At 67.7% G+C, this 20,990-nt stretch carries 17 protein-coding genes; 12 read left to right on the forward strand and 5 right to left on the reverse strand.

The genetic code is table 11. From position 1 onward, the window contains the following. The first annotated feature begins 127 nt into the window (after positions 1 to 127). On the forward strand, positions 128 to 979 hold the full coding sequence (locus tag EV649_RS17120; RefSeq protein WP_130384429.1) for a phytanoyl-CoA dioxygenase family protein: 852 nt from the start codon (positions 128 to 130) through the stop codon (positions 977 to 979). A 47-nt stretch (positions 980 to 1,026) separates the two neighbouring features. Beyond that, positions 1,027 to 2,211 (forward strand): phosphoserine transaminase, encoded by a 1,185-nt coding sequence (serC, locus tag EV649_RS17125; protein WP_347233134.1) that lies wholly within the window; start codon positions 1,027 to 1,029, stop codon positions 2,209 to 2,211. 458 nt (positions 2,212 to 2,669) lie between these two features. Here serC and EV649_RS17130 read toward each other — a convergent pair whose 3' ends face one another. The 3 genes from EV649_RS17130 to EV649_RS17140 form a co-directional block, all read right to left on the reverse strand. Further along, a complete protein-coding gene (locus EV649_RS17130) occupies positions 2,670 to 3,782 on the reverse strand; it encodes a hypothetical protein (RefSeq protein WP_130384430.1) in 1,113 nt (370 codons plus the stop codon). Further along, positions 3,779 to 5,035, reverse strand: coding sequence for an SAM-dependent methyltransferase (locus EV649_RS17135; RefSeq protein ID WP_241998303.1), 1,257 nt, complete (start codon positions 5,033 to 5,035; stop codon positions 3,779 to 3,781). The genes EV649_RS17130 and EV649_RS17135 overlap by 4 nt, the downstream gene beginning before the upstream one ends. A 96-nt stretch (positions 5,036 to 5,131) precedes the next feature. Continuing rightward, positions 5,132 to 5,497, reverse strand: coding sequence for a hypothetical protein (locus EV649_RS17140; RefSeq protein ID WP_130384431.1), 366 nt, complete (start codon positions 5,495 to 5,497; stop codon positions 5,132 to 5,134). 163 nt (positions 5,498 to 5,660) lie between these two features. Here EV649_RS17140 and EV649_RS41150 point away from each other — a divergent pair, with 163 nt between their 5' ends. Continuing rightward, a complete protein-coding gene (locus tag EV649_RS41150; RefSeq protein WP_198682538.1) occupies positions 5,661 to 6,251 on the forward strand; it encodes a helix-turn-helix domain-containing protein in 591 nt (196 codons plus the stop codon). A gap of 23 nt (positions 6,252 to 6,274) precedes the next feature. Then, positions 6,275 to 7,564, forward strand: a complete 1,290-nt coding sequence (locus tag EV649_RS17150; protein ID WP_130384432.1) for an MFS transporter — start codon at positions 6,275 to 6,277, stop codon at positions 7,562 to 7,564. On the opposite strand, the gene EV649_RS17155 is transcribed toward EV649_RS17150, so the two are convergent. After that, positions 7,494 to 8,594 (reverse strand): hypothetical protein, encoded by a 1,101-nt coding sequence (locus EV649_RS17155; protein ID WP_241998305.1) that lies wholly within the window; start codon positions 8,592 to 8,594, stop codon positions 7,494 to 7,496. The two genes, EV649_RS17150 and EV649_RS17155, sit on opposite strands and share 71 nt — an antisense overlap. Before the next feature lie 295 nt (positions 8,595 to 8,889). On the opposite strand from EV649_RS17155, the gene EV649_RS17160 reads away from it, so the two are divergent. The 4 genes from EV649_RS17160 to EV649_RS17175 are packed head-to-tail and all read left to right on the forward strand — an operon-like array spanning position 8,890 to position 14,591. Further along, positions 8,890 to 9,861, forward strand: coding sequence for a sugar ABC transporter permease (locus EV649_RS17160; protein WP_130384433.1), 972 nt, complete (start codon positions 8,890 to 8,892; stop codon positions 9,859 to 9,861). Continuing rightward, complete coding sequence (locus EV649_RS17165) at positions 9,861 to 10,721, forward strand: carbohydrate ABC transporter permease (protein ID WP_130384434.1); 861 nt, start codon at positions 9,861 to 9,863, stop codon at positions 10,719 to 10,721. The genes EV649_RS17160 and EV649_RS17165 overlap by 1 nt, the downstream gene beginning before the upstream one ends. A gap of 17 nt (positions 10,722 to 10,738) precedes the next feature. After that, positions 10,739 to 12,049 (forward strand): extracellular solute-binding protein, encoded by a 1,311-nt coding sequence (locus tag EV649_RS17170; protein ID WP_130384435.1) that lies wholly within the window; start codon positions 10,739 to 10,741, stop codon positions 12,047 to 12,049. Between the two features lie 10 nt (positions 12,050 to 12,059). Then, on the forward strand, positions 12,060 to 14,591 hold the full coding sequence (locus tag EV649_RS17175) for a hypothetical protein (protein ID WP_130384436.1): 2,532 nt from the start codon (positions 12,060 to 12,062) through the stop codon (positions 14,589 to 14,591). Between the two features lie 85 nt (positions 14,592 to 14,676). On the opposite strand, the gene EV649_RS17180 is transcribed toward EV649_RS17175, so the two are convergent. Beyond that, positions 14,677 to 16,317: an acyltransferase gene (locus tag EV649_RS17180; protein ID WP_130384437.1), complete on the reverse strand. Its 1,641-nt coding sequence runs from the start codon at positions 16,315 to 16,317 to the stop codon at positions 14,677 to 14,679. 107 nt (positions 16,318 to 16,424) lie between these two features. Between EV649_RS17180 and EV649_RS17185 the strand changes: the two genes are divergently transcribed. From EV649_RS17185 to EV649_RS17200, 4 genes are all read left to right on the forward strand, one after another. Next, a complete protein-coding gene (locus tag EV649_RS17185) occupies positions 16,425 to 17,531 on the forward strand; it encodes a LacI family DNA-binding transcriptional regulator (RefSeq protein ID WP_130384438.1) in 1,107 nt (368 codons plus the stop codon). Between the two features lie 223 nt (positions 17,532 to 17,754). After that, complete coding sequence (locus EV649_RS17190) at positions 17,755 to 19,071, forward strand: sugar ABC transporter substrate-binding protein (protein WP_198682539.1); 1,317 nt, start codon at positions 17,755 to 17,757, stop codon at positions 19,069 to 19,071. Between the two features lie 94 nt (positions 19,072 to 19,165). Next, positions 19,166 to 20,140 carry a sugar ABC transporter permease gene (locus EV649_RS17195; protein ID WP_130384439.1) on the forward strand — a complete coding sequence of 325 codons (975 nt, stop codon included), beginning with the start codon at positions 19,166 to 19,168 and terminating at the stop codon, positions 20,138 to 20,140. Then, positions 20,133 to 20,972, forward strand: a complete 840-nt coding sequence (locus EV649_RS17200; protein WP_130384440.1) for a carbohydrate ABC transporter permease — start codon at positions 20,133 to 20,135, stop codon at positions 20,970 to 20,972. The genes EV649_RS17195 and EV649_RS17200 overlap by 8 nt, the downstream gene beginning before the upstream one ends. The last annotated feature ends 18 nt before the right edge of the window (positions 20,973 to 20,990 follow it).

Raw genomic sequence — 20,990 nt, forward strand, 5'->3', positions numbered from 1 at the left:
CCGCTCGAGCCGGAGTCGGTGCAACAAAAGTTCAAGTCCTCGCGTGAATCGTCCGTGGTCCCGTGCGGTGCAGCCGCAGGAAAATGGGGTTCACCGGAAGACTAGGACAGATTCGCGGGAGCCGTGCATGAGCGTTTCATCCAACGTTGTCGACGTACATCAGGAAGAGTTCGAGCGCACCGGGTACACGTTGGTGCGGGGTCTGTTCTCCACTGACGAGGCTGAGCGGCTGCGGGACCACTACATGGACGTACGGCGCCGCGGGCCGCAGGCGCACGACTTCGCGGGGCACACGGCGACCGACCGGGACCCGCTCAAGCGGTACCCGCGGATGGCGCAGATGCACCGGTGGGACGACACATCGCTGCAGTGGCTGGTCGACCCGCGCATCGATCAGGTGATGACGGCGCTGCTCGGCAGGTCGCCGTACGCGGTGCAGACGATGCTCTACTTCAAGCCGCCGGGCTCCCGCGGGCAGGCGCTGCACCAGGACAACTTCTATCTGAAGGCCGATCCGGGGACCTGCGTCGCGGCGTGGATGGCGCTCGACCGGGTCGACGAGGCGAACGGGTGCCTCGAGGTCGTCCCCGGGTCGCACCGCTGGCCGATCCTGTGCACGGAGAAGGCCGACACCACGGTCAGCTTCACCGACGTCACGGTCCCGCTCCCGTCGACGGGCGCCGCCGTACCCGTCGAGATGGAGGCGGGTGACGTGCTGTTCTTCCACGGCGCACTGGTCCACGGCAGCAACCCGAACATCACGACCGACCGCTTCCGGCGGGCGCTCATCGGCCACTACATCGAGGGCGAGGCCGAGCGGGTCGCGCAGTACTACCACCCGGCGCTGCGGATGGACGGGACCGAACTCACCCTCGAGGTAGCCGAGGGCGGCGGCGCCTGCGGCGAGTGGACCGACACTCCCGACGGCCCGGTAGCCCTCCTCACCGGCACCGAGCGCACCACCCGCAAGCACGAGTAACTCTTCTTCGTGGACCCCGGGTGGTTGGTTGGGCCGGGTGTGCGAAGATGGAGCGCGCTGACAGCGTCGTCGGCCTTCTTGTTGCAGACGACGAAGGGGACACGCTGGTGACCAGCGAAATCAAGATTCCTGAAGAGCTCAAGCCTGCCGACGGCCGCTTCGGGGCCGGGCCGTCGAAGGTTCGCCCGGAAGCCGTCGCCGCTCTGGCGACCGAGGGCGCGAAGCTGCTCGGCACCTCCCACCGGCAGGCGCCGGTGAAGAACCTGGTGAAGCGGGTCCAGGAAGGCGTCGCGGAGCTCTTCCAGCTGCCGGACGGGTACCAGGTGGTGCTCGGCAACGGCGGCTCGACCGCGTTCTGGGACGTCGCGACGTTCGGGCTGATCCGGGAGAAGAGCCAGCACCTGAGCTTCGGTGAGTTCTCCTCGAAGTTCGCTAAGGCTTCGCAGCTGGCACCGCACCTCGGCGACCCGTCGATCGTGAAGGCCGAGCCCGGCACCCGCTCGGTCGCGGTCGCGGAGGCCGGCGTCGACCTGTACGCGTGGCCGCACAACGAGACCTCCACCGGTGTGATGGCGCCGGTCAAGCGGGTCGAGGGCGCCGACGAGGGCGCGCTGGTCGCGATCGACGCCACCTCGGGCGCGGCCGGCCTGCCCGTCGACCTCAACGAGGCCGACGTCTACTACTTCGCTCCGCAGAAGGGCTTCGCCTCCGACGGCGGCCTGTGGATCGCGCTGATGAGCCCGGCCGCGCTCGCGCGGGTCGAGGAGATCGCCGCCTCCGGCCGGTGGATCCCGGCGTTCCTGGACCTGGCGACGGCGGTCGACAACTCCAGCAAGAACCAGACGTACAACACGCCGTCGCTCGCCACGCTCTTCCTGATGGCGGAGCAGACCGACTGGATCAACAACCAGGGCGGTCTGGACTGGAGCGTCGCCCGTACGACGGACTCGAGCACCCGCCTGTACACGTGGGCCGAGAAGTCCGAGTACGCCACGCCGTACGTCACCGACCCCGACGCCCGCTCGCTCGTCGTCGGCACCATCGACCTCGACGACTCGATCGACGCCACCGCGGTCGCCAAGACGCTGCGCGCGAACGGCATCGTCGACACCGAGCCCTACCGCAAACTCGGCCGCAACCAGCTCCGCGTAGCCATGTTCCCCGCGGTGGACCCCGACGACGTCGAAAAACTGACCCAGTCCATCGACTACGTAGTCGAAAACCTCAAGTAACCCCCACCCCCACAGCCGCCGACCCCACCCGGGCCGGCGGCTGTTCCCTTTCCTCACCCCCAAGCAACCCTGCTCACGCACCGCACACCGCACGCACCGGCCGGACCCGACCGAGCACGACGAGGTTCCCGCTGGCGGCTTATGTGTCCGATGGCGGGAGGCAGGAGGCCAGTAGCGACATAACCCGCCAGTGGCGGACCGGCTCTGACGACGGGTTGACCTTTGGCATACCCCACCAGCGGATCTTCACCACTCACTAACCGCGCCTACCAGCCGGTTCACGCCGCCCGCTGAGCGTAAGGCGCACCGACGCCGGCCAGTTGGTGAGTGGTGGCGATCCGCCCAACCCCAGATCACCGCAGCACAGGCAGCCGCGACAGGTGCGGGCTCGGCGAGTGCGGTCGCCGCGGGTGGGGCGCGGCGGGTGGGGCGCGGCGGGGGGCGGGTGCCGCGGGGGGTCAGGAGTGTTGGCGGCGGTGGGGGGTGGGTGGGGATTGGCCTGTCAGGCGGGCGTTTTCGGCTTGGCGGTCTTGGCGCTCGCGGCGGCCGGGCGGGAACGTGATGACGGTGATGATGAGGGCGAAGAGGGCGGCGCCGATGATGATCCAGCGGAGGTTGTGGCTCTTGCCGGAGTCGGAGTTGTTGCTGTCAGGGGTGGTTGCCGGCTTGGGGGTGGCGCTGGCCGCGGGGGGCGTGGAGGCGGCTGCCTTGGCGGGCACCTGGACCTGGTAGACGCCCGAGTTAGCGCCTTCGCTGCCGACCAGCACGGTTCCGTCGGTGGGGCCGACGGCGACGGTCTCGCCCTGGCCCAGCGGCGCGGCGCCGCGGGCGATGGCGTTGGGGGTCTCGCCCCAGGCAACCGTCGTCACGTCGGCGTACGTGCGCAGCACGACCCGTTGACCGTCCGGCAGGAACGTCCCGTCGGTGATCACCCCGGACGGCGCCGCGGCGAGCTTGGTGAGGTCGTTGATGCCCTCTCGGGACGGAGCGGGCGGCGCCGCGTAGATCGCGCTGGTGCCCTTCAGCGCCTTCGTCACGATGTAGAGCTGGCTGGTCCCCGGCTCGATCAGCAGGGTCTCCGCGTCGTGCGCACCGTCCGGGTACTTGAAGTCGTACCGGTGGTACTTGACGTTCGACTGGTCCTCGAGCGTTTCCGGCTCCGGGATCGTGTAGATCTCGATCTGGTCCCGGTTCGCCTTGTTGTCGCCGATGTCCGCGATGTAGAGCGTGCCGTCGCGGTCCACCCCGAGCGCCTCGACGTCGGTGACCTTCGCGCCGAACCGCAGGACGGCTTCCACCTTGCCGGTGGCGTCCAACGCGAACACCCGACCGGTGTCGCCGGAGTCGTTCACGGTCCAGTAGGTCCCCGGGTGCTTGACGCTCTTCGCCAGCCCGGACGACTCCTGGATCCGCTCGTCCCGGATCGTGAACAGCTTCTTCGGCGCCGGCGTCGTCGGCCCCGCCTCCGAACCTGCCCCGCTCGCCGCGGCCGTCGACGCGGGCAGCGCGACACCCGCCAGCGTGCACAGCGTCGCCCCCAGCAGAGCGAGCGCGGCCCGGACCTGTCTCACGACACCACCTCGGTGACCGGGGCTTGCTCGGGTGGCGGGAGGAGGAGTTCGGCCAGCCGCGGCGTCACCTGCCATTCGGTGACCATCGACCGGTACTCGGCCTGCAGGTCCGCGGTCGGCTTGGCACCGGTCCGCGCAGCGCGGAGCAACAGATTGCGCGGCGTGTGCTGACTGTCCACGAACTGCACGACCTCCACCCGATAACCGACCTGTCGGAGCACCGCCGCCCGCAGGGAGTCCGTCAGGACGTCGGCGAACCGCTCACGAACGATGCCATATCTCGTCATCAGCGCATAAGGCGCCGGTGGTGTGACGCTCTTCAGCTGCTTTTGGATGTCGTGATGACAACATGGAGCCGCGAGAACCAGTGACGCCTCCCAGCCGACGGCTCGCGCGAGCGCGTCGTCGGTCGCGGTGTCGCAGGCGTGCAGCGCCAGGACGACGTCGGGCCGGACGTCCAGCTCCGCACCCTCGATGGTCGCGTCCAGGAACCGCAGATGCTCCTGCCAGCCGAGCGCCTCGACCACCCGCGTGTTCCGCTTCCGCGCGGCCGGGTTGTGGTCGATACCGGTCATCCGGACGTCGTGACCGGCCGCAGTGAGCAGGTGGTACGCCGCCAGCGTGAGGTACGCGTTCCCGCAGCCGAGGTCGACCACCTGCAGCGGCCGTCCCGCAGCGATCCGCCCCGCCGAAACCGCGTCGTCGAGCGCCGGCGCGAGCAGCTTGCAGAACTCGTCGATCTGCTTGTACTTCGCCTGCCGGGACGGCTTCACCCGTCCCTGGTGGTCGCTGATCCCGAGCTCGATCAGGAACGGCGCCGCGGGGTCGAGCACCCGGCGCTTCACCCGGTCGTGGCCGGTCTCCTGCTCCCGGCGGTCCTCCTGCCGGTGCAGCAGCTCCTTGCCCTTCTTGGTGTACCGCAGCCGCAGCGTCTCGCTCGTCGTCTCGATGTGCCACGACCCGTACGGCAGGTCGAGGAGCTCGTCGACCGCCTTCTCCAGGTCCGCACCCGCCACGTTCCGCGTGTGCGCCTGGCGCTCGTCGAACTCGGTGATCTGCAGGTGCCGCTGACCCTTCAGATCGACGTACCGCAGCTCCGCCCGGAGGTACGACGGCGGCTCCAGGCCACGCCGCCGGCCCGAGGCCAGACCGCGCACCAAACCACTCTGATCGAGCAGGGCAGCACGGACCACCGCCCGCGCTCCGGACTCCTCCGGCAGCGCCGACTCGTCCGACCGCACCTCTGGCTGCACCGCGCCATTGTCCCCGACCCGTCGGGTCGATCACAAAAGGGTCTCGTCCACCCACCGTCGCAACCGGTGAACCCGCCGCAGTCACCCCCAGCCGGCTCATGCGAGTTGCTGGTCGTCGGCGAGCAGCCCCAGCCCTCTGAGACGGGTGATGATGCCGCCTTCCTGGCGGCCCAGGGCGTCGATGAGCTGCTCGAGGGTCGCGCTGTTGTTGTACATCTCGATCAGGGTGTGCTCATCCTCGGGACTCCACTGGCGGAACGCGTTCGGGTGGGTCTTGCGGGCGCGCTTGATCTTGTGGGTCATCGAGCGCGGGTTCAGCGGCTCGAGCGACCGGATCCGGGCCTGCCGGTGGCGGCCGACCTCCTCGCCCTCCCGCCAGAACACCACTGCCCCGTCGTCGAACGTCATCAGGTCGGCCGGCACGTCGCAGTAGTCGGCGTCCTCGAGCATCACGCGCATCATCGCTGGTTCTCTCCGTTTCCTGGGTGGATGCGTGGTCGACAGAGAAGATGCCGCGATCCCACCGCCCCCGGCGCACCGATTCGCAACCTGTGGACAACCAAACCGCACAATCTCTTTGCAAAATCTCTTTGCAAAGAGTCTTTGCAGTCCTATGCTCGGACCCATGAGCGACGAGAACCACAGCGTGGAGCCCGCACGGACGGTCCAGCTGGACCGCCATCTCGTGCGCGCCCTGGCACACCCGATGCGGAACCGGATCCTGGGCCTCCTCCGGGTCTACGGCCCGCAGACCGCCACGACCCTGGCCGGACGGCTGGGTGTGAACACCGGCGCGACCAGCTACCACCTCCGCCAGCTCGCGGACGCCGGTCTGGTCGTCGAGGACGACAGCCGCGGCAACGCCCGCGACCGCTGGTGGAAGTCGGCGCACCAGGGCACCGAGTTCAACGCGGCCGAACTGCTGGACCAGGAGCCCGAGCTGGCCCTGGGTTTCCTGCACGGTGTCGGCCAGACGTACGCCGAGAACATCTTCGGCTTCATCGACGCGATGCAGACGATGCCGGACGACTGGCGCGACGCCAGCGTGCTCTCGGACTACTTCTTCCACCTCCGAGCCGACCAGCTGGACGCGATGATGCGCGAGGTCATGGCGGTCCTGGAGAAGTACAAGACGCCTGACCTCACCGCACCGCTCCCGGAAGGCGCCGAGCAGGTCACCGTCCAGATCCAGGCGTTCCCACGCGAGACGCGCTAGCGGCACAGGGGGTGAGGCGAACCATGAGCAGCGAGGGCAATCGGGCGCCGTTGGCGGCGTTCCTGGTGGCGAACGTGGTGTCGATCTGCGGCACTCGGGTGAGCGCGATCGCGATCCCGTGGTTCGTCCTGATCACCACGGGGTCCCCGGTCAAGACCGGCCTGGTGGCGCTGGCAGAGATGGCGCCCCTGGTCGTGGTGAAGGCCATCGGCGGCCCGCTGATCGACAAGGTCGGGGCACGCCGAATCAGCATCGTGGCAGACACCGCCAGTACGGCGGTGGTCGCGCTGATCCCCCTCCTGCACGAGCTGGGCCTCCTGCACTTCCCGACCCTGCTGGTGCTGGTAGCGATTGCCGGCGCGCTCCGTGGACCAGGCGACGCCGCCAAGTCGACACTGATCCCGGACATCGCCAGGGTGGCCAAGGTCCCGCTCGAGCGAGTGACAGGCCTGGAGAGTACGACGGAACGCCTGGCGGGCTTCTTCGCGTTCGCGCTCGCCGGCGGCCTCATCACCCTGGTCGGAGCAGTCAACGCCCTCTGGATCGACGCGGTGTCGTTCGGCATCTGCGCCGTACTGATCGCCCGCTGGATTCCCAAGTACACGACGCCCGCACCAACGGAGGAGCACAGCTACGGCCGCCGACTGGCGGAGGGCTGGACCTTCCTGCGTACTGACAAGCTCCTGCTGCCGCTGGTCGTCATGATCGCGGTGACCAACCTGCTCGACGCCGCGACGAGCACGGTATTACTGCCCGTCTGGATCAAGGACCACGGCTACGGTCCCGGCCACACCAGCCTGATCCTCACGTCGTTCGGAGTGACGGCGACACTGTTCGCCTTGCTGGCGTCGGCCATCGGTGACCGCATCCCACGCAAGCTCGTCTTCACGGTCGCGTTCCTGATCGCCGGAGCACCGCGCTTCGTGGCGATGGCCACTGATGCGCCGATCTGGACCCTGATGGCGGTGTACGCCGTCGGCGGCATCGGAGCCGGCTTCATCAACCCCGTGCTCGGCGCGATCCAGCTCGAACGGATCCCCAGCCACCTGCGCGGACGGGTCAACTCACTGTCCAACGCTGTCTGCTGGACCGGCGTACCCCTTGGTGGTCTCGTAGCCGGTGGGGCCGTCGCCGCCATAGGTCTGGCACCTGCTCTGCTCGCAGGTGGTGCGATCTACCTGATCGCGACCATGTCGCCGGTGCTGATCGGCCGGCACGAGCAGTGGAGAGCTACCCAGCGAGCTACACAGGGTCCGACGGATCCTCCGGGAACGGCGGCAGATCCAGATCGGGTGGCAGTCGGAGTGCCTTAGCCTTCGTGGCGCTGTCCAGCTCGCGCCGCATCCGCTCTCGCTCTGCTCGCAGCAGCCCGAGCATCACCAGGTCCAGCAGCATCCCACCGGCGGCCGCGAACTGCGTGGCGGCGAACTGGAAGACCTGTGTCATCAGCAACGACACCAGCACCGCCAGCTCGAACAGCCGGACCGCCCGGGCGCGATTGCGCCTCCGCAACGCCAGGGCGCCACGCACCGTGAACGTTGCCGACAGCAAGCTCCCTGCCGTCACGCCGAGCACTGGAAGTTGGTTGAGGCCCTCACCCAGCACGGCGGCGATGACCAGCGCGGCGACGAACTGGACCGCCAGTGCGGCGACAGCGATGGGCGGTGCCTTCGGGTGGGTGGCGAGCCGCTCGAACCCGCGTTGCAGCGCCCGCCAGGCCGCGTCCACCGGAGCGGCCAGCTCGACCTCGTCAGGCGGACATGCGGCGAGCAGCTCGGACGTCTCCCGACGACCCTCGATCTGCAGGGGTACGGCGCGCAGCAGCTCCGCCGCCTCGGCACGGCGCCGCCGGGACAGACCGCCCGCGACACCTTCGACGGTGTGGTCGATGACGTTCGCCAGCTCCTCGCGCGGATCGATCGGCCGTCGCGTGGCGAGGAAGCGTGACCCGAGCACGATCAGCACGAAGACGATGTACACGATCGCGGCTGTCGGCTTGTAGAAGTAGTTGTTGTCCGAGGTGACGAACTTCCCCACCTCGTCGATGAACAGCCCGAACCCGATCCCGCCGACCGTCGCGGCGGCCGGCCGCACCACGGGCCCGACGTACCCGAGCAGCAGGGAGATCGCGACCAGCATCAGCAGCCCGCCGGGCAGCACGTGGGCGATGTGCAGGCCCTTGCCGCCGATCTGCGGGTACCCGCTGAGGCTGAGGATCAGCCGGGTGATCAGCACCGTCGCGACTCCGGACACCACGAACGTGGTCAGGTGCTCCCCCGAACGCACGTTCCGGACCAACCCTGCCCGCATCAGGTACGACGAACGCTCACCGGTGGCGGTCATGGGGCCACACGTTAGCGCCCCGCCCGGCCGCTCTCGGCTTCCGCCTATGGGGGCCGGTCCGTCTCAGAGGATGAATACGAATGCAGACAGGAGTGAATACGAATGCACTGCGGTATTGCGCATCCTCCAGCGGCGTCCTACTCTCTCGCCTAGTGGAACACCACTTCCGCCAAGTGGTATGTCCTGGTGGCACCGACTGCCCACGAGACCGGCCGAAGCCCTTCCGTCCGAAGGCTTCGGCCCATTTTCCAGCGAGTTTCTACATCGGTGAAGAAGGCCCTGAGAGGAGGCCACCATGAGCACGAGTACCGAGATCTCCGCTCCGGCAGGCCGCGAACCGACAGCTGACGGTCCTGACCGCAGCACCCCCGCGACACGGCCCAAACCCGGCAGCCGACGTGACCGCGTCGCCTATCTGTTCCTGGCGCCCTGGTTCGTGGGACTGCTGCTGCTCACGGCCGGCCCGCTGCTCGGGTCCCTGTACCTGTCGTTCACCAAGTTCAACCTGCTGCAGCCACCTGCCTGGACCGGCTTCGGCAACTACCTGAAGATGTTCACCGACGACCCGCGCTACCTGCAGTCGTTGAAGGTCACCTTCATCTACGTCGTCCTGACGGTCCCCCTGCAACTGGGATTCGCGCTGGCGGTCGCCGTCATGCTGAACCGGCCGCTGCGGGGGATGGCGTGGTACCGCTCGATCTACTACATCCCCTCGCTGCTCGGCGGCAGCGTCGCGATCGCGGTGATCTGGGGGCAACTGTTCGACGACGACGGCGTCCTGAACAGCTTCCTCGCGTTCTTCGGCGTCGCCGGCCGCAGTTGGATCTCCAGCCCTGACACGGCCCTCTACACGCTGGTGCTGCTGAACATCTGGCAGTTCGGGTCGCCGATGGTGATCTTCCTGGCCGGACTCAAACAGATACCGCAGGAGTTGTACGACGCGGCGTCCGTGGACGGCGCGAGCTCCTGGCGGAGGTTCCGATCGGTCACGGTGCCGCTGCTGACACCGATCATCTTCTTCAACGTGGTGCTGCAGATCATCCAGGCGTTCCAGGCCTTCACGCCGGCCTACGTCGTGAGCGGCGGCAGCGGCGGGCCGTCGGACTCCACGTTGTTCTACACGCTCTACCTGTACCAGCAGGGATTCACGAATCTGAACATGGGCTACGCCTCCGCGATGGCGTGGGTGCTGCTGCTGATCATCGCCACCTTCACGCTGATCAATTTCGGACTCGCCCGGCGCTGGGTCTACTACGAGGACCGCTGATGACGACGCTCCAGCACACTCCCACAGACCGTCGGCGCGCACGCAGGTGGTTGACCCACCTCGCGTTGATCGCCGGAACCCTGGTGATGGTCTACCCGCTGCTCTGGATGGCCGGCGGATCCTTCAAGGACGAGAAGGACATCTTCTCCCAGCTGAACCCGTTCCCCAGCTCGCTCGACCCGCGTAACTACATCGCGGGCTGGACCGCGACCGATCCCACCTTCACCCGGTTCTACATCAACTCGCTGCTGATCGCGGTACTCGCCGTAGCCGGCAACGTGATCGCCTGCACGCTCACGGCGTACGCGTTCGCCCGGCTGGAGTTCCGCGGCAAGAAGGTGTTCTTCGGCATCATGCTCGGTTCGATCATGTTGCCGGCGCACGCGCTGCTGATCCCGCAGTACGTGCTGTTCTTCAACCTCGGCTGGGTGAACACCTATCTCCCGCTGGTGGTGCCGAACTTCCTGGCCACGGACGCGTTCTTCATCTTCTTGATGGTCCAGTTCATCCGCACGATCCCGCGCACGCTGGACGAGGCCGCGATGATCGACGGCTGCGGCAAGGTCCGCATCTTCAGCCGGATCATCCTGCCGCTGACCGGCCCGGTGCTGATCACCACGATGATCTTCACCTTCATCTGGACGTACAACGACTTCTTCGCCCAGCTGATCTACCTGTCCTACCCCAGCAGCGAGACCGTTCCGGTCGCTCTGCGGCGGTTCGTCGACGCGACCGGCGACTCGTCGTACGGGCAACTGCTGGCCATGTCGGTGCTGTCGCTGGTGCCGACCTTCATCGTCTTCCTCCTCGCCCAGCGCCGGATCGTCGAGGGCATCGCCACGACCGGCCTCAAGGGCTAGCCCGAAAGGAATCAGTCATGACCACACCGATCGGCCGGCGACACTTCCTGCAGGCCGGACTCACGGCCGGCATCCTCGCCCCGCTGCTGTCGGCCTGCAACCTCGACCCCGCGGCCAAGGAGGCGAAGGAATCCGTCCGGTTCAGCAGCTACGGCGACCCGACCAAACTCGGCCTGCGCGGCAAACTCGCGGGACTGTACACCTCGAGCCATCCGGACGTGAAGATCGTTTTCGAGGGCACGGCGACCGCGGAGTACTGGGACAAGCTCGCCACCCAGATGGCCGGCGGCAACGCCCCGGACGTGATCAACATCGACGCCCCGCGGATCGGCCAGTACGGCGCGGCCGGGGCGCTGCAGACCTTGCAGAAGTACATCCCGGACACCATCGACACCAAGCCGATCGACCACAACCTGCTCGTCCAGGGCCAGCTGAAGGGCGAGCAGTTCGGCATCCCGGTCGCGATGAGCACCTACAGCATGGGGTACGACGTGACCGTGCTCGACCAGCTCGGCCTGGAACACCCGAAGGAGGCGTGGACCTGGACCGAGTTCGCGGCCCTGGCCAACGAGATCCGGCAGAAGTCCGGCAAGAAGATCTACGGTGCGGAGGACCCCAGCGGGGACACGGCGTCGTTGCAGATCTTCCTGCGTGGCAAGGGCGAGGACCTGTACAAGGACGGCACGCTCGCCTTCGCCGACTCGTCGCTGACCGAGTGGTTCGAGTACTGGGCCGCGCTGCGGGCCACCGGCGGCACCATTCCCGCCGACATCGCGGCGCAGGCGAAGTACGGCGATTGGCCGACCGGGCCGCTGGTCAAGAAGCAGGCGGCCCTCGCGCACATCCAGACGCCCAATCTCAAGGGCGGTTTCCAGGACCTGACCGAGCACACCATCGACATCACCCTGCCGCCGCGGAACACGAAGGACGGCAAGTGCGGGACGTTCCCGGCGCCGAGCAGCTTCCTGTCGCTGAACGCACGGAGCAAGCGTGCGGACGACGGCGCCGCGTTCATGAACTGGTTCGCCAACGGCGAGGAGGCCGCGAAGACCTTGCGGCTGATCAGCGGACCGCCCGCATCCGCCGCCGGCCGCGACGTGCTGCTCAAGGGGAGCGATCTGTCGGCCAGCGAGAAGCAGGTGCTGGCCTACACCGACCTGGCGCTGAAGAACTCGTCCGCCCCGCCGCAGGCCAGCCCGGCCGCCTCGACGGCCGTCGCCGACCTGTTGCTGAAGACCAGTCAGGACGTCGCGTTCAAGAAGATCTCGATCAAGCAGGGCGTCCAGAAGTTCGTCGCCGACGCCCGCAAGACCCTCGACGGCAAGTGATTGGAGCCCTATGTCCGAGTTCGTGACCCGGAACGAGCAGAATCCCGTCACCACCGGCCGGATCGCCAGCTGGGCGGCCGAGCAACTGGTGGAAGCCCTGGCAACGAAGGGGGTCACCGCAGAGATCCGGCTGGCCACCCCCGACGAGGTTCCCGCCGCGGACCTTGCCGCCGTACCCGAGGCATACGCCGTCCTCCGGCACGACAACGAGATCGTTGTTGTCGGCAACGACGAGACCGGCCTCCGCTGTGGGCTGCTCGAGCTCGCCGACCGGGTCGCCGCCGGCGCCGACCTCGGCGCCACGTTGCCCTTCGCCGAGCAGCCGGCCGTTCCCGTCCGGGGTGTGGTGCGGTCGTTCTCCAGCGTGGACGAGGACCTGTCCTGGTACCACGACAAGCAGTTCTGGACCGAGTACCTGACCTGGCTGGCAGCGTCCCGGTTCAACCGGTTCCACCTCGCGCTCGGCATGCAGTACAACTACGGCGCCGATCGGCACGGCGCCACCGACAACTACCTGTGCTTCGCCTATCCGTTCCTGTTCGACGTTGACGGCTACGAGGTCCGGGCCGAGGGGGTCGGCGCGGACGAACAGAAGCGCAACCTGGAGATGCTGCGCTTCATCGCCGCCGAGAGCAGGCGCCGCGGGCTGAAGTTCCAGCTCGGTCTGTGGAACCACGCGTACGACTACGGCCGGGACTCGGTGCACCGGTACCCGATCACCGGCATCGGTCCGGATAACCACGCGGCGTACTGCGGGGCCGCCATCGCCCAGCTGCTCACCGAGTGTCCCGATATCGACGGGCTCACGTTCCGGGTGCACTACGAAGGCGGCATCCACGACGACGGGCACGAGGTCTTCTGGCGGGCGGTGTTCGAAGGAGCGAACTCGGTCGGCCGGCCGCTCGAGATCGACATGCACGCCAAAGGTGTCGATCAGGCCCTGCTCGATGCCGTCGACCTGCCGAACCTGTCCGCGGTGCTGTCCGCGAAGTACTGGGCCGAGCACGTCGGACTGCCGTACCACCAGGCCTCGATCCGGGCACGGGAGGCGGCCAAACCGATCCCGGCCGGCCACGAGATGAAAGGCATCACCGAGTTCTCCCGGCGGTTCACCCGCTACGGGTACGGCGACTTCCTGCGCGAGGACCGGACCGTGGACCTCATGTTCAGGGTCTGGCCGGGCACCCAGAAACTCCTCGCCTGGGGCGATCCCGCGATCGCGGCCGGATACGGGCGGCTGTCGACGTTCGGCGGCTCCCGCGGTGTCGACCTGTGTGAACCCCTGTTCTTCAAAGGGCGCAAGGGCAGCGGCGAACCGGGGGCCCGCGACCCGTACATCCGCGAGGACCTCCGGCTGCCCGGGAACCGGGAGTGGACCAAGTACCGCTACGGCTACCTGCTGTGGGGGCGGCTGCTCTACAACCCGGAGTCCGAGCCCGAGACGTGGCGTCGCCATCTTCGGACGACGTACGGCGAGGCCGCGGCGGGCGTGGAGGACGCGCTGAGCCCGCTCAGCCGGATCCTCCCGTTGGTGACCGTGGTCCACGGCGTCGGCGGATCGAACAACGGCTACTGGCCGGAGGTGTACCTCAACCTCCCGATCTCGTCGCGGGTGCACTCGGATCACTACGCCGGCGACACCGACGCCCCGGCGAACTGGGGTGGCGTCAGCCCGTTCGACCCGACGACCTTCTACGGCATCGACGAGTACGTCGCGGCGCTGGCCGGGGACGAACTCTCGGCCAAGTACACGCCGCTGGAGGTGGCCTCCTGGATCGAGCGGCTGGTCGCCGACGGGCAGCAGGCGCTCGACCGCGCCCAGCAGGTCGCCGACCGGTCGGACCCGCAGGTTCGCAGGGTCCTGATCGACCTGGAAGTCCTGGTCAGGCTAGGCAGGTTCTTCGCCGGCAAGTTCCGGGCCGCGGTCGACTACTCGACGTACCGGGCGACCGGGGCGGTCGGTTCGCTGGAGTCGGCGCTGCGCCGCTACCGGACCGCGCGGGACGTGTACGCCGAGATCCCGGCCATCGTCGACGGCGTCTATCAGCGAGACCTGCGGTTCGGGATCGAGGCGTCCGAGCACGGTCACTGGGCGGATCGAGTCCCGGACATGGACACCGACCTGGCAGCCCTCGCCGAGGAACTGCGCGAAGCGGCAGGGACCGCCCGATCAGGAGCCGCTCTGCCCGCAGCACCGACTCGGCCGCCCACGCCAGGCGTGGAACACACGGTTCCGGACAGCTTCGAACGGGGCAAACCAGCAACCCTCTCGCTGGAGGTGGTGAATCCGGACGTGGTCGGCGCGACGCTGCACTACCGGCACGTGGACCAGTCCGAGTCCTGGCAGCAGGTCCCGATGGAGTTGTCCGGCCGGACCATCTCAGCCACGATCGACGGCGAGTACACAGCCTCGACGTACCCGCTGATGTACTTCTTCAGCGTCCGGCACCGTGACGGTGGGCAAGCCCTTTACCCCGGCCTGGCCGCCGACCTGTCCAACCAGCCGTACGTCGTCCTGGGGTCGGCGACCGTCAGCGGATGAGGGCCGCGATCACCACGATCGCGACGAGCGCTATCAAGACGACAGTGGTGACGAGTCGACGGGTCCGGGGGTCCACTGGTTCAGGCTAGTGGACCCCCGCCCGCGCGGCGACCAGCGGCTCCGGGCGGTGTACGCCGCGGGGGCGGTAGCCGAGTGCGTCGGACAGGCCGAGGTAGTCGGACAGCAGCCAGATGATGGCCAGCCACATCTCCGTGCCTTGCAGGCCCGGAATGGCGCGGTCGTCGGTGCCGTCCGGGGCGAACGCGAAGCCGGCGCCGTCGACCCAGCGGGTCAGGATCGCGCGCAGCTGCGCCTCGGCCCAGCGACGGCCCTCCTGCTCGCCGTACGTCGTCTGCTTGCGCGCCAGCCACAGCGGGTGGATGACGTCGAGCACGTTGCACGCGTTGTAGTTGTCGCCGGTGAACATGCGTCGGTCGTTGCTGTGGGCAAGAACCGTGGTGACGGCCTGCTCGGGATACGGCAGCGGGAGCCCGAACTGGGCGTAGGTGCCGCGGGTGAGGCGGTAGAAACCGTTCACGACCTGCAGCAGTCCGTCGTCGGGATGCGGCGAACCCCAGGTCCCGGAAGCCGGGTCGACCCGCGTGAGCAGCCATCCCATCAGCTGCTCCAGTGCGCCGGATTCCTTGTAATCGTGGAGGTTTCGGGCGAACGCCGTACCGAGTGCGTCGATGCCGGAGCCGGCCGACCATGCTCTCCTTGCCCAGGGCAAGTTGTCGAGATCGTCGAGGGTGAAGTCCGTGGTGATCGGGTGCTCGAAGCTGCTGCCGAGGACCTGCAGAGCGTAGCCGACGCACAGGACGTGGTAGCTCGCGGGCCCTTCCAGAACTGAGAGTTCGGCGTCCGACGGCTTGCCGAGACCGTCGTCGGAGAGGTCTCCGGGTGATACCAGTCCGGTGGCCGGATCCTGGCGTGCGCGGAGTCGCCGGACGAGATCGTCACGGGTGTGGCCGGCCGGCGTCCGACGTACCAGCAGGTCCGCGATCTCGACGGCGTCGCACCAGGGGCGGATCTCGGGTTCACGGTCGATCCCGGGACGGTCGACGAAGCGGGAGCCGTCCCAGCAGCGCGCGAGTACGTCGTCGGTCTGCTCGCGAGCCTTCGCGGCGAACGATTTCAGCAAGGTCGGTAGATCACCTGACATGGATGCTCCTGTCCGCGAGCGGAGGATTCGGGCGGGGTTGCCGGCCGCGACCGAGTCGGCCGGGATGTCCTTGGTGACGACCGCGCCGGCGCCGATGATGGTGTGCGGGCCGACTGTGACGCCGTCCAGGATCGTCACATTGGAGCCGATCCAGACGTCGTCGCCGATCGTGATGCCGACGGCGGTGTGCGGCTGCTTGAAGATCGGCTCGCCGGGCGCGGTGCCGTGGTTGAAGGCGAGCAGCGACGTGTGCGCACCGATCCGGACGCCGTCGCCGATCGTCACCACACCGCGCACCGCGGCGAACGGGTTGATCGTCGAATCGGCGCCGAGCGCGATCCGGCCGGTGACGTAGGCGTGCGCGGCGATGTACGAACGGTCCCCCATCCGGAGTTCGTCGCAGTACACCGCGGCCGACTCCGCGACGTACACGTCCGGGGCGAGCTCGAGCGACCCGCCGAGCCGCGCCTGTCGTTCGGCCTGCCGGTCACGCTCGGCCTCGGAGGCCTTCCGGGCGTACTCCCAGGGCAGGAAATCCAGTCGCAACGGCTCGTTCGGCACCATGGGAAAACGCTATCCAATTCTCGGGATGCAGACCAGCCCCGAGAACCCGCTGCTAACCTCCCGTCTGACATGAACACTTTTCCGTCTGTGCGAGGGGCGGCCGGGCGATGACCACGAGCGGACCCGTTACGGACGGCGACGACGGCAGTGACGGCACGAGTGACGGCGGCGGTGACGGTACGGCGGGTAGCACCCGCCGGAGCCACCGGGTCACGATCAGCGACCTCGCACGTCGATTGCACATCTCGAAGGCGTCCGTCTCGTACGCGCTGAACGGCCGCGCCGGAGTCAGCGACGAGACGCGCCAGCGAGTGCTCGACCTGGCCGAGGAGCTGGGATTCCACCCGAACTCCGCCGCGGTCGCACTCTCGGCGAGCCGCACCCGGACGATCGGGATCGTGATCGCCAGAGACCCCGCGCTGATCTCGACCGAAGCGTTCTACATGCGCACGCTGGTCGGCATCGAGCAGTACCTCAACGAGGTCGACTCGTCGCTGCTGCTCCGGCTCACGGGCGAGCACGGCGAGGACCTCGACGTACTGCGTCGGTGGTCGCGGCAGGGGCGCGTGGACGGGTTCATCCTGTTCGACGAGCACGACGACGACCCGCGGATCCCCGTACTCAAGGATCTCGGGGTGCCGTGCGTGGTGGTGAGTTCGAACGCACCGGACGACGAGGTCGGACGGCTGATCAGCTCGCCCGACGAGACCGTCACACTGCTGCTCGATCACCTCGCCGAGCTTGGGCACACGAACGTCGCGCACATCAGCGGGCCGTTCACGTTCATCCACGAGCGGCTCCGCGTCCAGACGCTGCAGGAGCACGCCGCGCGGCACGGGATCACGGTGCGGCACATCGAGGGCAGCTACCGGTACGACGACGGCGCGGAACTCACGCGCCAACTGCTGACCGGCCCCAATCCGCCGACCGCGATCGTGCTCGGGAACGACCTGATGGCGGTCGCGGCGCTGCGGGTCGCGATGGATCTGGGTACGGCGGTGCCCGGCGAGGTCTCGATCGTCGCCTGGGACGACTCGCCGCTGTGCGAACTCGCGCGGCCCGGGATCACCGCGGTCGACCAGAAGACCATGGAACGCGGCCGCGCCGCCGCCGACCTCCTACTCCGGATCGTCACCGGCGACCACGCCCTCCAGGAGGAGGCCCCGGCCGGCGAACTCCGTCACCGTGAGTCCTCCGGACCTGCACGCTCCTGAACCTTCCGCGCAGTTTGAAGACTGTGTGAAATCGGGCTCTCGCAGAGAGTGTTGGATTGCGCTTGCCGGGCACCGGGTGAAGATTGGCCGGGTCACGAGGTCGTAACGAACACGCCTCTACTGAACCGGTTAGGGTTACGGAACTTAACCGGTTAGGCCAGTATGGGGCCGATCCGCCTCCGCAGGTCTTGCGGGGGCTCGAGACGGGACGAGGGAGTCCGACGTGAGACTGCGTTCGCTTGTAGCCGCGGTTGCGGCGACCGCCATGGGAATCAGCCTCGCCGCCTGTGGTGGCGGCGACAAGGACGATTCCTCCGGCGGCAGCACCGGTGACCAGACGCTGACCTACTGGGCCAGCAACCAGGGCACCAGCCTCGACAACGACAAGGAGGTCCTGACCCCGGTCCTGCAGAAGTTCACCCAGGAGACCGGGATCAAGGTGAACCTCGAGGTGATCGGCTGGAACGACCTGCAGACCCGGATCCAGACCGCGATCACCTCGGGTCAGGCGCCGGACGTGGTCAACATCGGCAACACCTGGGCGGCCTCGCTGCAGGCCACCGACGCGTTCCTGCCGTTCGACGGCGACGCGATGACCGCGATCGGGGGCAAGGACAAGTTCGTGCCGACGGCTCTGGCGACCGGCGGCAAGGAAGGCACCGACCCGACCTCGGTCCCGCTCTACGGTCTGGCCTACGGCCTGTACTACAACAAGGCGATGTTCGCCGCGGCCGGCCTGCAGCCGCCGAAGACCTGGGAAGACATGGTCGCCGCGGCCAAGAAGCTGACCAACCCGGCGAAGAACCAGTGGGGTATGGCGCTGGCCGCCGGCAGCTACACCGAGAACGTGCACTTCGCGTTCATCAACGCCGCGCAGAACAAGGCCGACTGGTTCAACAGCGACGGCAAGCCGACCTTCACCGGTGACGGCAACGTGCAGGGCGTGCTGCGGTACCTCGACCTGATGCAGAAGGACAAGGTCGCGAACCCGTCGAACGCGCAGTACGACAACGGCACCAAGTCGGTGAACGACTTCGCCACCAAGAAGGTCGCGATGGTCATCAACCAGAACAACGCGGACTCCTCGATCGTTGCCAACGGCATGAAGGCCGGCGAGTACGGCGTCGTACCGTTCCCGGCTCCGGTCGGCGGCGAGCAGGTGGCCAGCCACGTGGCGGGCATCAACCTGTCGGTCTTCAAGAACACCAAGCACAAGGACGCGGCGCTGAAGTTCGTGAAGTACATGACGGACGCGAACACCCAGACCACGCTGGGCAAGCCGTTCTCCTCGCTGCCCGTGCTGAAGGACGCCAAGCCGGTCTTCACCACCGACGCGGCCGAGGCGGCCACCTTCCAGGACGTCTACAACACCAAGTCCAAGCCGCTGCCGCTGGTGCCGGCCGAGGACCAGTTCGAGAGCACTGTCGGCAAGGCGATGAACGCGATGTTCGCCAAGATCGCGACCGGCGGGACGGTGACCGCCGAGGACGTGAAGGCGGCGCTGAAGACCGCCGAGGACCAGGTAGCCGCCAGTAGCTGACGTACGGGCGCTTGCGTCCGAAGAACCGGCCTCCGGCTCTTCGGACGCGACGCACGTGTCAGCCGATCCGAGAGACAGGAGGGCGACCACCCGGATGTCTGTCGCCACAGAAACCGCCGCTCCGGCACCGGCTCCGACGAAGAAGAAGCGGAGCCGCCTCGAGCACCGGCCCGGCCTGAACCGGTGGCTGCCGTACGCGCTGCTGGCCCCGGCAGTGTTGCTGGAACTGTTCATCCACATCATCCCGATGCTGGTCGGGATCTGGATGAGCTTCGTCAAACTGACCAAGTTCTTCATCGCGAACTGGTCCTCCGCGCCCGGCGCCGGGCTCGGCAACTACAAGGTCGCGCTCGACTTCAACAACGCGGTCGGGCAAGGACTGCTGAAGTCCTTCGGCGTCACGGTCGTCTTCTCGCTCGTCACGGTCGCGTTCTCGTGGGTGCTCGGGATGGCCGCCGCGGTCGCCCTGCAGCCCGAGTTCCGCGGCCGGGGCATCATCCGCACCCTGTTCCTGGTGCCGTACGCGCTCCCGGCGTACGCCGGAATCCTGACCTGGAACTTCATGCTCCAGCGCGACACCGGCGCGGTGAACCATGTGCTGAACCAGCTGCACCTGACCGACGGGAAACCGTTCTGGCTGATCGGCAGCAACGCGCTGATCTCGCTGATCACGGTCGCCGGCTGGAAGCTGTGGACATTCGCGTTCCTCACCCTGATGGCCGGTATGCAGAGCATCCCGCGGGACCTCTACGAGGCCGCGTCGGTGGACGGCGCCGGCAACATCCGGCAGTGGCGCAACATCACGCTCCCCTCGCTGCGGCCGGTGAACCTGGTGCTCGTGCTCGTGCTGTTCCTGTGGACGTTCAGCGACTTCAACACGCCGTACGTGCTGTTCGGTACGGCGCAGCCGCCGGCCGGTGACCTGATCACGTTCCACATCTACAACGCGTCGTTCCTGACCTGGAACTTCGGCACCGGTGCGGCGATGTCCGTGCTGCTGCTGATCTTCCTGATGATCGTCACCGGCGCGTATCTGCTCGTCACCGGAAGGAGGTCGCGTCGTGCGTGAGACCAGAGGGTTCAAGATCTACCGCGGTGTCACCCTCACAGTGCTCGGACTGTTCGTCCTGGTGCCGCTGTACGTGATGATCACGTCGTCGCTGAAGCCGCTGAAGGACGTTCAGGGCGCGTTCACCTGGTGGCCGTCGAACCTGACGCTGGCACCGTTCTTCGACATGTGGAAGACGGTGCCGCTGGCGAAGTACTTCGTGAACTCGACGATCGTGTCGGTGGCGGCGACGGCGTTCTCGGTGGCGATCGCGATCCTGGCCGCCTTCGCAGTGTCGCGGTTCAAGTTCCGTGGGCGGACGGTGTTCACCACCACGGTGCTGTCGACGCAGATGTTCCCGGGTGTGCTGTTCCTGCTGCCGTTGTTCCTGATCTTCGTGAACATCAACAACTCGTTCGGGCTGCAGCTGGTCGGGACGCGGCTCGGGCTGATCATCACGTACCTGACGTTCAGCCTGCCGTTCTCGATCTGGATGCTGGCCGGGTACTTCGACAGCATCCCGCGCGAGCTGGACGAGGCCGCGCTGGTGGACGGCTGCGGTCCGATGGGCGCGCTCTGGCGGGTCGTCCTGCCCGCGGCGCGACCTGGTGTGATCGCGGTCGCGATCTACTCGTTCATGACCGCGTGGGGCGAGGTCCTGTTCGCGTCGGTGATGACGACGGAGGCCAACCGGACGTTGTCCGTCGGCCTCCGCCAGTACTCGACCCAGACCAACATCTACTGGAACCAGATCATGGCCGCCGCCCTGGTCGTCAGCGTCCCCGTCGTCATCGGCTTCCTCCTGGCCCAACGCCACTTCGTCGCCGGTGTAACCGCCGGCGCGGTGAAGTAGGCGGACCTGCAGCACTCA

Source organism: Kribbella sp. VKM Ac-2569 (assembly GCF_004216905.1).
Classification (GTDB): domain Bacteria; phylum Actinomycetota; class Actinomycetes; order Propionibacteriales; family Kribbellaceae; genus Kribbella.